At 42.4% G+C, this 15,117-nt stretch carries 12 protein-coding genes and 1 other annotated feature; of the genes, 5 read left to right on the top strand and 7 right to left on the bottom strand.

Annotated elements, in window-relative coordinates; translation table 11 throughout:
* Positions 1-76: 76 nt before the first annotated feature.
* Positions 77-880, top strand: a complete 804-nt coding sequence (locus ACJ9PY_RS23730; protein WP_034310569.1) for an alpha/beta hydrolase — start codon at positions 77-79, stop codon at positions 878-880.
* Positions 881-954: 74 nt separating this feature from the next.
* On the opposite strand, the gene ACJ9PY_RS23725 is transcribed toward ACJ9PY_RS23730, so the two are convergent.
* The 4 genes from ACJ9PY_RS23725 to ACJ9PY_RS23710 form a co-directional block, all read right to left on the bottom strand.
* Positions 955-2,303 (bottom strand): IS3 family transposase gene (locus tag ACJ9PY_RS23725; protein ID WP_411738344.1). Its coding sequence is split into 2 segments (ribosomal slippage): positions 955-1,844 and positions 1,844-2,303, totalling 1,350 coding nucleotides; the frame shifts between segments, so codons are not numbered across the junction.
* Between the two features lie 76 nt (positions 2,304-2,379).
* Entirely contained in the window at positions 2,380-2,775 is a 396-nt protein-coding gene (locus ACJ9PY_RS23720; protein WP_278088704.1) for a hypothetical protein, read from the bottom strand.
* Between the two features lie 136 nt (positions 2,776-2,911).
* Entirely contained in the window at positions 2,912-3,484 is a 573-nt protein-coding gene (locus ACJ9PY_RS23715; RefSeq protein ID WP_411739150.1) for a class I SAM-dependent methyltransferase, read from the bottom strand.
* Positions 3,481-4,440 carry a TIGR01212 family radical SAM protein gene (locus ACJ9PY_RS23710; protein ID WP_063589856.1) on the bottom strand — a complete coding sequence of 320 codons (960 nt, stop codon included), beginning with the start codon at positions 4,438-4,440 and terminating at the stop codon, positions 3,481-3,483. Before ACJ9PY_RS23710 ends, ACJ9PY_RS23715 begins: the two co-directional genes overlap by 4 nt.
* 168 nt (positions 4,441-4,608) lie before the next feature.
* Between ACJ9PY_RS23710 and ACJ9PY_RS23705 the strand changes: the two genes are divergently transcribed.
* From ACJ9PY_RS23705 to ACJ9PY_RS23690, 4 genes are all read left to right on the top strand, one after another.
* Positions 4,609-5,115, top strand: coding sequence for an SMI1/KNR4 family protein (locus tag ACJ9PY_RS23705; RefSeq protein ID WP_052137365.1), 507 nt, complete (start codon positions 4,609-4,611; stop codon positions 5,113-5,115).
* Positions 5,116-5,211: 96 nt separating this feature from the next.
* The gene (locus ACJ9PY_RS23700) at positions 5,212-5,475 is read left to right on the top strand and encodes a DUF2524 family protein (RefSeq protein ID WP_034310579.1); all 264 of its coding nucleotides are present in this window, start codon (positions 5,212-5,214) and stop codon (positions 5,473-5,475) included.
* Positions 5,476-5,628: 153 nt separating this feature from the next.
* Positions 5,629-5,859: a binding site (T-box leader), on the top strand.
* Between the two features lie 53 nt (positions 5,860-5,912).
* Complete coding sequence (gene leuS / locus ACJ9PY_RS23695; RefSeq protein WP_057279170.1) at positions 5,913-8,327, top strand: leucine--tRNA ligase; 2,415 nt, start codon at positions 5,913-5,915, stop codon at positions 8,325-8,327.
* A gap of 336 nt (positions 8,328-8,663) precedes the next feature.
* The gene (locus ACJ9PY_RS23690) at positions 8,664-11,831 is read left to right on the top strand and encodes an Ig-like domain-containing protein (RefSeq protein ID WP_411739149.1); all 3,168 of its coding nucleotides are present in this window, start codon (positions 8,664-8,666) and stop codon (positions 11,829-11,831) included.
* Between the two features lie 1,014 nt (positions 11,832-12,845).
* Here the strand turns inward: ACJ9PY_RS23690 and ACJ9PY_RS23685 are convergent.
* From ACJ9PY_RS23685 to ACJ9PY_RS23675, 3 genes are all read right to left on the bottom strand, one after another.
* On the bottom strand, positions 12,846-13,445 hold the full coding sequence (locus ACJ9PY_RS23685) for a hypothetical protein (protein ID WP_411739148.1): 600 nt from the start codon (positions 13,443-13,445) through the stop codon (positions 12,846-12,848).
* A gap of 129 nt (positions 13,446-13,574) precedes the next feature.
* Positions 13,575-14,069: a spore coat protein gene (locus ACJ9PY_RS23680; protein WP_187050193.1), complete on the bottom strand. Its 495-nt coding sequence runs from the start codon at positions 14,067-14,069 to the stop codon at positions 13,575-13,577.
* 132 nt (positions 14,070-14,201) lie between these two features.
* The gene (locus tag ACJ9PY_RS23675) at positions 14,202-15,104 is read right to left on the bottom strand and encodes a LysR family transcriptional regulator (RefSeq protein WP_048686286.1); all 903 of its coding nucleotides are present in this window, start codon (positions 15,102-15,104) and stop codon (positions 14,202-14,204) included.
* Between the last annotated feature and the right edge of the window lie 13 nt (positions 15,105-15,117).

Here is a 15,117-nt window from a genome sequence, read left to right as displayed (position 1 = left end):
TGGTTATAATTTATATATATTATTTCAACTATCATGGATCGTACACAACAAGTGAAAAGTGAAAGGGGGATTTCGAATGTGGAAATGGGAGACAGAAGGAGACGCAAAGGGCGTCATTGTCATCATTCATGGGGCAATGGAACATCACGGGCGTTATAAGTGGGTAACACAAATGTGGCTTTCGGCTGGATACCATGTCGTCATGGGCGACCTTCCTGGGCAGGGTATGACTACTCGCGCCTACCGGGGACATATCGATTCCTTTGATGAGTATTTGGACGAAGTGAAAAGCTGGATAGAAGAGGCTTATGAATATTCGTTGCCGGTCTTTTTACTTGGACACAGCATGGGCGGTTTGATTTCGATACGCCTTCTTCAGGAAGAGGAATGGGACATTGCAGGGGTGATTCTTTCTTCTCCTTGCTTGGGCCTCGTGACGAAGCCGCGGAAGTTCCTTACAATGCTCTCGCATGGTTTGAACATCGTTATGCCTCAGTTCAGGGTGGATTCCGGATTGACACCTGAAATGGCGACGAGAAGTGCGGAAATTCGTGAATCCGATAGAAACGATACCTTATATATCACAAAGGTTTCGGTTCGCTGGTATCGCGAGCTTGCACAGGCTATGAAGGATGCTTTTGAAGAGATTCCTGAATTTCAGGATGTTCCGCTTTTGGTGATGCAGGGCGGAGATGACCGAATCGTGAACAAGAAGGCGGTTCGTGAGTGGTTCAATTATAATTTGGCCAGTGAAAAGCAATATAAGGAATGGCCGAAGCTTTATCATGAAATCTTCAATGAACCGGAGCGTGATGATGTATTTCAATATGCGCTGAGTTTTGTTGAAAACCGTTTAAAAATATTAGGGTATGTCGTTTGATTCCGTACATACTTCAGGATAAATGAAAAACTGCCGAAGTTAGTGATCTGACCCAATAAAGTTAGACATATAATTTAAGCAGCTTCTAAGACCTGAGTTCGGTATTCTATCGGACTCAGGTCTTTTAATTTTACCTTCATTCGTTTGTGGTTATAGTAATGAATATAATCATCTAATTCCTTTTCAAAGTGCTCCATACTTTCAAACTCTTGGAGATAAAGCAATTCAGACTTTAACAAGCCAAAAAAGTTTTCAATGACTGCGTTATCTAAACAATTTCCCTTACGGGACATGCTTTGTATAATGCGGGAATCTTTTAAGGTTTTTTGATACTTCTTCATTTGATAATGCCACCCTTGATCCGAATGGAGGATGACCGTATCTTCTGGTTTTAGGTGTTTAATCGCCTCATCTAACATATCTCCAACAAGTTTATAAACAGGGCGTTTCATCACTTTGTAGGCAATAATTTCACCATTACATAAATCAAGGATAGGGGATAGGTAACGTTTCTCCCCAAATAAATGAAATTCCGTTACGTCTGTTACCCATTTTTGATTCATTTTCTCGGCTTGAAAATCACGTTGTAAAATATGGGGGGCAATTCGACCAACACGCCCCTTATACGAACGATACTTTTTCATACGGACTAAACATTTTACGCCCATTTCATTCATGAGGCGGTTGATGGTCTTTGGATTGTGAGAAAACCCATATTTTTTTAACTCTTTTGTGATACGACGATAACCGTAACGTCCTTTATGTTCATGATAGATAGACTGAATAGTGGCTTTTACCTTCGAATACTTATCTTCTCGATTCAAGCGTTTTTCCCAATAATAGTACGTGCTACGTGGAATATCAGCGACTTTAATTAAGGCCACAACCTCATAAATGGACTTTAGTTCATAAATTACTTGCGCTTTGATTTGGGTTGTAATTTTTCCTGCATTTGAACTAAAGTATTTAACTTTTTTAAATACGCATTCTCCATTTCTAGTTGTTTAATTCGTTCTTCAAGCTCTTTAACCGAACCTTCAATTTGTTTGGATGGATTGATATCTTTTTTCATGGATGGTCTCCCCTTTTTCTTAGAAATTAGGGCATCTAATCCATAGGCATTAACATTTATTCTCCACGTCCGAATTAGTGCTGGAGATGAAATATTAAACCTTGCGGCTGCGTCGTAAGAAGATATACCCGTTTCATTCATATAATTAAGTACATCCATTTTAAACTCCGTAGAATAACTTGTATAGGATTTCTTAAATCCATCGGCTCCTTGAATTTGGTATAAACGAACCCATCCTTGAATCACTTGATACGAAACTTCAAATATTTTTTGAAGATCCATATAGCTGTGCTTTCCTTCAAGGTAAAGTCGTGTAATGAATATTTTCTGTTCGGCAGAAAAATTAGCCATAAAAAACACCCCGTAAATGTTAGTTTGGTGTCTAACATTTACGGGGCAGTTCATAGTCTTCGGCAGTTTTTTTGGATCAGCCTGCGTTTTTAAGCAATTCGTTCGACTTGATGACCGGTGCCCAGAAAGTAACCGGGTACATAAATTGGTTCAAATGGGGAAGTTCCTTTTTGTTGGATAATGCAGTGGATAGGAGATAAATGGATTTGAAGGTCAAGTCATTGGCGAATAGGTCTAAAAGCGTCGCTTTCATATTCATGATCGCTTCATGGTTTTGGGTGGAAATCATTAAATCGAGCTGTGGCAGGAACTTATCAAAATGATGGTCAAATTGTTTGAGGCCCTCCATGGTTTTTTGTTCCTCTGTCAACGAGTTGAGCGAGCTGACAAAATCTCCGTATTGCTCGCTTGAATCCCTTTTGATTTTTTCAGTCAATATATCTGTCAGTAATGAAATAGGCAAATGTTCCATTTTCTGCACCCTCTTATCTATTTACTATCATTATAATCATTAAAGACGAAAAATTCAAAAAGTTAAGATTGGTAATTCTGCTGCCTGCGAGTTCGGATTGAAAAAACACCGTTCGAATAGAACGGTGCCAGATTTATCATCTCTTTTCAATCGCGACAATGAATGGCGGATTGTTTGCTTGGTTGATGAACCCGTATCTCAGGATATGGGCTTTCTGTTGAGGGAAGTTCTCTACATAATCCATCAATGCATCCCGTTCTGCCGATCCCCCTGGATGACCATGGTATATGACGAGGATGATGATGCCTTCAGGCGCCAGCAGTTCGAACAGCTGTTCAATGGCTGATATCGTTGTCTCGGCTTGGGTGATGATTGATTTGTCTCCGCCAGGTAGGTAGCCCAGGTTGAAGATGGCGCCTGTGACCTTTCCGGAATGTTCTTTCCTGATATATTTGCTTACATGTTCATGCCCATCGTGAATGAGGGTGCAGTGCTCTTGTAAATTCTCGGCGTTCAGTTTTGCCGTTGTGGTTTCGATTGCTTCTTTTTGAATATCAAAACTATAGACATGTCCGTCTTTACCTGTAAGTCCTGCAAGAAAGACGGTATCAAAGCCGTTGCCCATCGTGCCATCTATCGTTATATCCCCGGGGCGGACCGCTTTTTCCAGCAGAATCCTGGCGAAAGGCAAAATTCGATCTAGCTTCATGATTGTACCTCCATGTGATGATTTTTCCCCTGCCAGCTGTTGCGGCGTTTCAGTTCGGCGTCAATGGCATTCAGGACATCCCATTTATTGACGCTCCACATGGGACCGATCATCAAATCGATCGGACCGTCACCAGTAATGCGGTGAACGATCATTTCTGGAGGGATTATTTCCAGCTGGTCACATACAAGGCTGACATAATCGTCACGGTCAAGAAACTCGAGCAGGCCTTTTTCATATTGTTTGACCATCGGTGTCCCTTTTAATAGATGAAGTAAATGGATCTTTATCCCCTGCACATCGAGTTTGGCGACTTCACGGGCTGTTTCCATCATCATGCCGTAATCTTCCTGAGGCAGGCCATTGATGATATGGGAGCAGACGCGGATGCCATGTTTGCGCAGTTTATCGACGCCTTCTTTGTAGCAATCGAAGTCATGGGCGCGGTTGATCATCGCTGCGGTCTTTTCATGGACCGTCTGGAGACCGAGCTCGACCCAAAGGTAAGTGCGTTCGTTCAATTCCGCTAAATACTCGACTACATCATCTGGAAGGCAATCCGGGCGTGTCGCGATGGAGAGTCCGACGACACCTTCCTGGGTCAATACACTTTCATATTTCTCGCGAAGCTCTGCCACGGGTGCATGCGTATTCGTGAATGCTTGGAAATAGGCCATATATTTTCCATCTTTCCATTTATGGTGCATCCGTTCGCTGATTTTCTTAAACTGGACGTCCAAGGGTTCAACCCTGCTGCCAGCGAAGTCACCAGAGCCTGAGGCACTGCAGAAGGTACAGCCGCCATGTGCGACGGTGCCATCACGGTTCGGACAGTCAAAACCGCCATCCAGGGCAACTTTAAAGACCTTATGTCCAAAATGTTCTCTCAGGTGGTAATTCCATGTATGATATCGTTTGTTGTCCGTTGCATATATAAACGGGTTTGCTTGATTCAAATCAGCAACCTCCTAAATAAAATAAAGCGCAACATATATTATACAACATTCTCGCAGCTAGGTCTTTTTTTGAAAAATAAGCGTATACTGTATACTTGAAGGCTAAATATTTTGCCGCTATTTCCAGTTTATCTTTGAATGACTATATCCAATCGGGAGCTGATGGACATGACCGGTCAAGTTGAAGAAGCGATCAAACAAATGAAAAAGAAATTAGCCGAAAATAATCAGGTGATCGAAGTAAATGAAGATGGGTTCACATACAAAGCCACTTGCACCTTCAATTCACCTGCTTCGGATGAGCAAATTCATTCCTTTGAAAAGAAAACCGGACTGCTTCTGCCTGAGGATTATAAGGAGTTTTTAAAAATAACCAATGGATGCCGTCTGTTCGATAATGTGGAATCAGGCGGGGAAAACGATTTATACAGCTTGGATGATATTATTAATTACACATATGAAAATTCCTACGAGGGATGCTATAAAGTGGCCTGCATTTATCAAGATAATATTGTGATCGATGGGGAAGCCGTCGCCAAAGGCGATAAGGAGTATTTAATGGTAAAAGGCCATATCGATGATTTTGAAGAAGGCGAGAAGCTCCATATGGGCTTTGCCGAATGGATCGAGCAGTTCATTTCCCATCAAGGTGAGAAGTTTTGGGATAAGGGTTGATTGCTCAAAAAAAAATGATAATCCTCCCGTTATTTGCTCAAACTAAAAAAGATGATTCCGAATCATCCAAATGAGACGCGAAGGAGAGGGTTTGAAATGGCAACCAGACAATCCGTCGATCATTTTTTAGAGCAATGTGAAGGGGCTCTCCATTTTGCAGAGTTTGAATTTAACGAGGCCTCACGGCAGGAGCATTATGATGATGAACAATTTCAAAATTCGCAAAGGTATATCGAAGAGGCTTTGACGGATATGGAACGATTGTATGCCAGTTCGAATGATCAGCAACGGGAAATGCTTTCGCGGATGAAGCAGCAGTTGAACGAATTGAGGAATGAAATGATTTTACTGCGACATTAAATGGAAGCAGGGGAGCTATGAATGAATAGCTCCCTTTTTTGCACGAATTTTCCTGAATTCGCATATATAATGAAAAACCTGTCGATAATGTTTATGTACGGCTATTGCAATTATCGGTGAAATTGACTAGAATGAAATAAAATCAATATTCTCATAAAGACTATGATGAGGAATAGTAGCGGTTTAAACCAGTAAAGAGAGTTGACGGGTGGTGCAAGTCAACCTGGGACGGTCGCGAACTCGCCTTGGAGTCCCGGGTGTGAATTAATAAGTAATGCCTGGCGTTTTAATCCATGTTACGGATGTTTTAAGCTGGGCGGATTTTAGCTATCGCCAATGTGGGTGGTACCGCGGGAAGATATACATAATCCTCTCGTCCCTATTTTGGGATGAGGGGTTTTTTATTGTTTTTTAAACGGAAATTAGGAGGAAATCATATGAGTTTTGACCATAGAAGCATAGAAACGAAATGGCAAAAGTATTGGGAAGGCAATAAGACATTCAAAACGGGTGAAGATAGCGGCAAACGCAAATTCTACGCGCTGGATATGTTCCCATATCCTTCAGGGGCCGGTCTTCATGTGGGGCACCCGGAAGGTTATACGGCAAGCGACATCCTGGCACGGATGAAACGGGCACAGGGGTATAATGTATTGCATCCGATCGGGTGGGACGCCTTTGGACTTCCGGCAGAGCAATATGCGATCGATACGGGAAATGATCCAGCTGAATTCACGGAGCACAACATCAACACGTTCCGCCGCCAAATCAAAGCCCTTGGTTTTTCTTATGACTGGGATCGTGAAATAAACACGACAGATCCCGACTATTACAAATGGACGCAATGGATTTTCTTGAAATTATATGAAAAGGGCCTTGCCTATATTGATGAAGTGGCCGTTAACTGGTGTCCGGCACTTGGCACGGTATTGGCGAATGAAGAAGTCATCGATGGGAAAAGTGAGCGTGGAGGCCATCCTGTTGAGCGCCGCCCAATGAAACAGTGGATGCTTCGTATCACGGCGTATGCTGACCGTTTAATCGACGATCTGAATGATGTGGATTGGCCGGAAAACATCAAGGATATGCAGCGTAACTGGATTGGCCGTTCCGAGGGAGCGGAGGTTACATTCAATATCGATGGCTTTGATGAAACATTCACGGTGTTCACGACTCGTCCGGATACGTTATTCGGTGCAACATATGCCGTATTGGCACCTGAACATCCGTTTGTCGATAAAATTACGACAGCTGATCAAAGTGCGGCAGTTGAAGCCTATTTGGATGAAGTGAAACATAAAAGCGACTTGGAAAGAACAGACTTGGCAAAGGATAAATCAGGCGTGTTCACGGGGGCTTATGCGATTAACCCGGTAAATGGCGAAAAAATGCCGATCTGGATTGCCGATTATGTGTTGATCAGCTACGGAACAGGAGCAATCATGGCCGTTCCTGCCCATGATGAGCGAGATTATGAATTCGCAGTAAAGTTCGACTTGCCGATCAAGGAAGTCGTAGCTGGCGGAGACGTGACAAGTGAAGCATATACAGGCGATGGACTTCATGTGAATTCGGAATTCCTTGATGGGTTGAATAAGGAAGATGCCATTTCGACCATGATCAAATGGCTGGAAGAAAAAGAAATCGGCACGAAGAAAATAACATACCGCCTTCGCGACTGGTTATTCAGCCGTCAGCGTTACTGGGGTGAACCGATTCCAATCATCCATTGGGAAGACGGCACGATGTCTCCAGTGAAGGAAGAAGAACTTCCATTGATTTTACCGAAAACTACGGACATCAAGCCTTCGGGTACAGGCGAATCACCACTTGCGAACATATCGGAATGGGTGAATGTAACGGATGAAAACGGACGAAAAGGACGCCGTGAGACGAATACGATGCCACAGTGGGCAGGAAGCAGCTGGTACTTCCTTCGTTATATCGATCCGGATAACAAAGAAGCACTTGCCGATCCTGAAAAATTAAAAGAATGGATGCCGGTCGACATTTATATTGGCGGCGCTGAGCATGCGGTGCTTCACTTGCTTTACGCTCGTTTCTGGCATAAATTCCTGTATGATATCGGTGTCGTGCCAACGAAGGAACCGTTCCAGAACCTATTTAACCAAGGAATGATCCTTGGTGAGAATAATGAAAAAATGAGTAAATCCAAAGGGAACGTCGTGAATCCGGATGATATCGTGGAAAGCCATGGTGCCGATACACTTCGCATGTACGAAATGTTCATGGGGCCATTGGATGCTTCGATTGCCTGGTCCACAAACGGATTGGACGGTTCCCGCAGATTCCTTGACCGTATCTGGCGTTTATTAGTCAACGATGACGGGACGATCACAGATAAGATGACAGAGACGGATGACACGGGCAAGCTCGAAAAAGTCTATCATCAAACGGTTAAAAAAGTGACCGAGAACTATGAGGAATTGAAATTCAATACGGCGATTTCACAATTGATGGTATTCATTAATGATGCTTATAAAGCAGATTCGCTTCCTAAGGTGTATATCGAAGGATTCGTAAAACTGCTTGCACCAGTTGCACCGCATATCGCCGAGGAGCTTTGGTCTAAACTGGGCCATTCCGAGAGCATCACGTACGGAACATGGCCGGCTTTCGACGAAGCGAAGTTAGTGGATAACGAAGTCGAAATCGTCATCCAAATCAACGGAAAAGTCAAAGCGAAATTAATGGTGCCGACTGACACTACGAGAGAAAAACTGGAAGAAATCGCGATGGGTGATGATTCCATCAAAGAACAAATCGATGGGAAAACCATTCGTAAAGTGATTGCCGTACCAGGCAAATTAGTCAATATCGTCGCAAACTAAATAAAAATGATTGGAAGCTGTCCCGCATATGTTTACTGCGGGGACAGCTTTTTTTCGTGGCATTGGCTGATTATAGGAAAAAGGTCATGTTAGGATACTCACCGATTTAACTCTATTAGCGATCAATCTGCCAAATGGACATCTACTATCGTCATGAGAGGAAATCGGAACGTAAATAACTTGCCTAATTGGTTCATGCGAATCATTTTTCAGCTCTTTGGCCAAAGAAATCAAGCATTTGACATAAAAAAGGGAAAAAATTGGTTGATAAAATTTTACAGTGTGATAGTTTGGTATAGTACTATATTTTTTTAACCAATTATTGGAGGGAAAACCGTGAAATTTAAGAATGTGAGTCGAATTACGGCGTTTGCACTAATTTTTGCACTGATTTTCAGCTTGATGGTTCCACTGAATTCTCAAGCAGCAGCTGCAGCACCCATTGAAAATGTAAAAACGATTAAAAATGGGGACACTCTGGACGGAAAGTTTGAAAAACCGGATGTTCAATGGTACCAAATCAGTCCCACAACAGAAGAGGTACAAAAGTTCTCCCATATTGAGTTCGAAGTCAATTCGGACAAAATCTTGAATATCTCCGTATATCAAGATAAAGAAAAAGCAGAAAAAGATGAGAGCAATTATATTGTCTCTGCTTATCCTGATGAAAAAGCTGTAGTCGATTTCCCATATGCATGGGAAGGCACATATTATGTTAAAGTTGAATATTTCGGCGATACGGATGATGAGGGAAATCCCATTCCGGATGCGGAAAATGTAGCTGAATACTCCATCAATGCGCATTCAGTAACATTGCCTCCATCTGCCGGGGACGAAGGGGAGGAGCTTGAATCTTGCCCGGTTGAAGTGAGTGTAAACGATAAGAAAACGGGAGAATCCATGTTAAAAACACTCCGCGTGTTTAGAGATGAAGTTCTCACGAAGTCGTCTGAGGGACGTACCCTTTCCTCTTTATACTATAAAGCTTCGCCATTCCTGGCCCTTCACCTGGCTGGTAATAAAACGGCAAGGGAAGCCGTTTATAAACACTTAGTCGAGATTAAGCCGCTTATTGAGGATCTTAATGAAAATGGAGCAAGCAGTACGGCAGTCATTAGCAACAAGCAGCAAGAAGCGATCAAGGCCTTATTCAAAAAGTCGGCAGACGTTGCTCCGGCCGGATTGAAAAAGGATATGGACGCCATTGCAAAGAAAATCAATCTTGATAAGCTTGCAGGTGAGAGGATCGTTGATATCGCAAGCAAAGCGGGAGTCGAACTTCCTGCTTCGAAAAATGTAAAGAACAAATATATCGTCAAACTTAAACCTGGGAAGTCATTAAGCGCTGTCCAATCCAAGATAAGCGGAAAAGGATATGGAACATTATCGGCACCTAAGCAACAAGAGGTTCTGTATGATGATATGTATGTCGTCGCGTTAAAGAACCAAGCTAAAATGAGCACAGCAGCTCTATCCGGTATCGAAAAACTTCCAGAAGTGGAATATATCGAAGCGGTAAAAACGTACAAAGCACTTTCTTCCGACATTCAATCACCGTATCAATGGTCTTTGAATAACGCCGGCGGGGAAGAAGGCGTAAAGGGAGCGGACATCGATAACGAAAAACTGCAGAACCTTATCAAGAAACGCAATTTAAAAGATACGTTGGTAGCGGTTATCGACACAGGTGTCGATGATTCACTTGCGGATCTACAGAGTGTCGTTGAAATGGAGTCAGGTAAGAATTTCATCGATAAGAAAGAAAAAGCAATCGATGACAATGGACATGGTACACATGTATCCGGAATCATCGCTGCCAAAGCGGATAACGGTTATTCCATGCAAGGAATCAATCCGGCAGCTAAAATCATGCCTGTGAAGGTCTTGGACTCTTCAGGATTTGGAGACAATGAGAAAATTGCACTAGGCATTAAATATGCCGTGGATCATGGTGCAAAGGTCATAAACCTTAGCTTGGGCGGAGAATATAGCAGGACGATTGAATATGCCTTGAAACATGCCGCTGCCAAGAATGTAATGGTTGTCGTGGCAAGCGGTAATGATGGGATGGAAGGTCTTTCTTATCCTGCATCATCAAAATACGCCATATCCGTCGGTGCAACCAATGCCCTTGATTTAGTATCCGATTATTCCAATTATGGATCGAAGTTGGACATGGTCGCACCAGGGACAGCCATCCCAAGCCTTGTGCCTAACGGGAATGTTACTTACATGGATGGTACATCAATGGCAGCTCCCCATGTTGCGGCAGCCACAGCCTTATTATTATCCGGAAACCCTGGGTTGAAAGTGAATGAAGTAAGGGAAATCCTTCATGAGACATCGGAATATGTCGCTTTTGAAGAAGAAGATAATGTAGACCCTTATGAGGACTATGTACCGGAAGATGGCGAAATCATCATACCGGAAGAAGAACTTCCTGTCGGAAAAGATTTAGTCTCTGGATACGGAAGATTGAATGCGTACAGTGCACTTAGTACAGTGGACTTGAATGCTAAAGTCAATCTTGTGATGGATACGCAAACAAAACTGACTGGTTCAGCTAAAAAAGGGTCAGTGATCGAAGTGAAAAGCGGAAGCAAAACGCTCGGTAAAGGAACGGCGTCAGCCAACGGAACGTTCAGCGTTACGATTCCGGTCCAAAAAGCTGCGCAGCTGCTTACTGTGAATATCTCTGATTCTACCAAACTAGCAGTATCTTCAATCAAAGTATTCGTGAATAAGGGTGTAACCCCTAACAAGCCAACTGTCAAAGCTTTAAGTGACAAAGATACGTATGTAACGGGTCAATCGCAAGCGGACATGAAAATCTCGATCAAAAATAGTGCCAAAAAAGTGATTGGTTCAGGTAACACGGACAGCAAAGGGAATTTCAAAGTGAAAATCAGCAAGCAAAAGGCCGGAACTAAACTTTCAGTCACGGCTACAGACTTAGCGAAACGTGAAAGCAAGGCGGCAACCGTGACGGTTCTCGATAAAACAGCCCCGGATGCACCGAAAGTGAATGAAGTAAGCGATAAAGCTACTTCAGTAACTGGTAAAGCGGAAATCGGTTCAACCGTTACCGTGAAGCACAGCAATAAAAACATCGGAACGGCAAAAGCTGATAGTAAGGGGAACTTCTCCGTCAAAATCAGCAAGAAAAAAGCAGGGTCCGCATTATACGTCTCAGCAAAAGACAAAGCGGGCAATACAGGAAAAGCTGCAAAAGTAATCGTTAAAGATAAAACGGCTCCAGGAGCACCAAAGGTGAATGAAGTAAACGACAAAGCAACAAAAGTAACAGGTAAAGCGGAAATCGGTTCAACCGTTACCGTGAAACACAGCAATAAAAACATCGGAACGGCAAAAGCTGATAGTAAGGGGAACTTCTCCGTCAAAATCAGCAAGAAAAAAGCAGGGTCCGCATTATACGTCTCAGCAAAAGACAAAGCGGGCAATACTGGAAAAGCAACAAAAGTAACAGTGAAAAAATCTAAATAACAGTGAAGGCCGTTTAACTTACATGTTAAACGGCTTTTTTTTGTGAGAAAATGAATGAAAACACCGCTCGATGATATGCGGTGTTTTTGTCATGAGCGTGTCTTGTGCCTGTGCGTTGTCATAGCATGATATCAGATCTGGAGCTTCGTGTTTTAATTCTGAAACCTCATGTACTCGCCGTTCTTACATCATTAATCTGTTCAATAATAAATATCAGGAGGAAATATAATGAAAAAAGGAAGAGTAATAGCATAAGGTATTATTTTAGCTTGCTCAATTGGGTTAGGAACGCTTTCGGTTGAGGCTGGGAATGAGCGTTTGGGGTAACTTCCTGCTTAAATCCAAATCTCTTACTATGTGCTAAAAATGTTAACATTAACAGTTTAATGCATTATAAGAATCAAACTTTTATAAATGATTCCTTATTTTAAATGTATATACCTAGGGCGGGATTTTCGAGGGTCCATATATCCGCCGTTTATTTGATGTCCGAGAGAGCTTGCAATGACTACTGCTGCAAAGAGGAGGAGGATTTTCTTCAATTAAATATCTTCTTTCCGTTTTTTATTTTTAAAGATTACACCCAAATGCCTCTTTCTTCAACCCCCTTTTTATGGATGTCGAATTAATTGTGACAAACATTAAATGATCGTTTTTAACTAATGTATCAAAGATAAAGTAGATGATATTAAATTAGAAGTGAAAGACTTTAAATAATTCACTAATATAGATGAGAATAATAAGAGGATGTGAATTTATGGGAGTCAGCTCTTGGGGGACTCTCATATGCTTTTGGATCCGCTAATTCCACCACTTCGATATTGAATTGCTCTTAAAGCATGAGTTTTTATCTAGCTTGATGCAGAATATATGTAATTCGTCGGGCGGCTAATTGGGATTACTGTAAGGCTAGGGAGATGACTGAAAGGGGAGGTCTTGATGCGGTAAATAGGGCGGAATGAAAAAACAATGCAGGGGCATGTTCGATTTAACTTGCCCCTTTAATTTGTCAGCTCATTTAGTGAATTCACTTCTCAGGAGGTAGACCACATCGTATTCCTTCAACTCGTCCATATGTCCTTCCGTATTACCATAAAAACCAGTGGAAAGTGAACGTATGCCTTCATTTCCGCTTGAGTAACATATACTCGCCAATGCAAGCTTGTTTGTGCTGTTTATTATGAGCTTGCCAGCATTGCCCCATACGCTGGAATCCATTTCATCAATGGTTTCAGGATAAGTAAACGTATCCGTACCATCATGGTTTTGAATGCTGACATTGAACATCGATCGTTTTTGATCATCATCCGTTTTCGATGTCGTAAAGATGATTGTCCCATTCTTTTCAATCCCCGTTGTCATGCGTCCCATTTCAGGTTTGACAAGTTTGCCAAATTCATATTTTTCGACCCAGACGGACATTTCCTTGTATGTATCATCCACACTGAAATCGATAAGAAAGGAATGTTCACTTGAATTCTCCAGGATGGCTTTCTCCCTTGCTGTCAGCTCTGGAACTGAAAGGATATTCTCGGACTTTTGATCATCGGCCTTACAAGCAACTAAGGAAAATGAGAGCAGGGAAAGGATAATGGATAAAATGATTTTTTTCATGATTTTCACCCCTTGAATACTAATGACCTAATTAAATCCAATTCTCGTATATTATAACATTATAATGAAAAACGGAATCGGAATACGGCAAAAAAGGCAAGCAATCGGAATGCTTGCCTTTTTTCGTATTTAGAAAGGTTGGGAAAGAGCCTTATTGGCAACATCGACGTCATTTTGAAGCAATTGGTTCAAGTCGTAAGCAGGATAGAGATTTCTTTCATAAAGGTAGTTGAAAATCTTGGCATGGGTATCGATGGCTCCATTTAAATGTTTCTTAAATACCTTTCGAAGGGAAGGGGTGGCTGTTTCCGTAATCGCCATTGCGTAATTTTTGATAGATGATTTGGCAAAGCCCAGCAATTCCCCGGCAGCGGCGGCCGATGTTTCATCTCTTGATGCATCGTCATCCCTGCCCGTTTTAGGCGTCAACGGGTAAAATTGCAGCAGTTCCATGATGTTTTGGGTAAGGGTGTCGATCGTTTGCTTATATATCGTTTTTAGAATGGGGTCTTTTATTTTTGGATAAGCAATTTTAAATTTCATAAGGGCATTGGACTGGGCGGCGACCAACTCATGAAGCTCGAGTGTCTCATGCCAAGCAAGATGTGAATGGGTGGGTTGCATGTAAATTCCTCCTGAACGAATAATCTTCATACATTATTCGTTCAGTGGGCTATAGGTAAGTTGTCTAGTGAAATATTTATGGGAAGATCTGTCCCATCTTCAATTTCCATTAACAGTTTTGAAGGCCATGTTTTATTGATATTGTTCGAGAACAGAGAAGAACTTTTTGGCAAATTGGTAAAAAAGTTTTTCTGATGGAGCCAAGTCCCTGTTTTTAGGAGTGATGATGCCGACCGTCCGTTTGACTTCGGGCGTATCGATCGGGATCTTGACAGTGAGTCTTGGAATGACTTCATAAAAGGTACTGTCAGGGAGCAGACTGACTCCGATTCCGGCAGAAACGAGCCCTTTTATGGAATCCATGTCTTCACCTTCCGAGGCAATGTTCGGTGTGAAACCGGCTGCTTTGCACGCTTCTAGAGCGATAGTGTGAAAGATATATCCTTTTGGAAACAAGACGAAGGGATCATTTCTTAAATCACTAAGGCGCACACTCTTCCTATCAGCCAATGGGTGAGTGATTGGCAGTAAAGCGGATATGTTTTCCGTGAACAGGATATGACCCTCGATATCTGGATCGTTTGTCGGGATCGGTCCAAGGAAGGCTAATCCGATTTCGCGATTTTTGACAGCTTCCTTTAAAGAGGAATAAGATCCCTGTCTTAAGTGGAAGCCGATATTCGGCTGCTCATCTTTAAAAGCGGAAATGACTGTAGGCAGTAAATGGGTGGAGAGGCTGGTCGGGAACCCGATTTTAATGCTTCCGTGTTCAGGGTCCAAAAACTCCTCAATTTGATATTTGGCATATTCAATCGCCTGTATCGCCGTTTTGGCATGGATTAAGAAAATTTTACCAATAGGGGTTAACTGGATATTCCGGCCGACTTTCTCGAATAAAAGTACGCCAAGCTCATCTTCCAGTCTGGAGATTTGCCGGCTGATTGCTGATTGTGCGATATGCAGGTGCTCTGCGGCTTCTGAGACGTGTTCCCTCTCGGCGACTTCAACAAAATAACGTAATTGTCGTAGTTCCATTTATTCATCCTCC

It is taken from the genome of Peribacillus sp. S4, assembly GCF_046715815.1.
Taxonomy (GTDB): Bacteria; Bacillota; Bacilli; order Bacillales; family DSM-1321; genus Peribacillus; species Peribacillus frigoritolerans.
The sequence above is the reverse complement of the archived record's forward strand: the minus strand, read 5'-3'. Positions and strand labels throughout refer to the sequence as shown.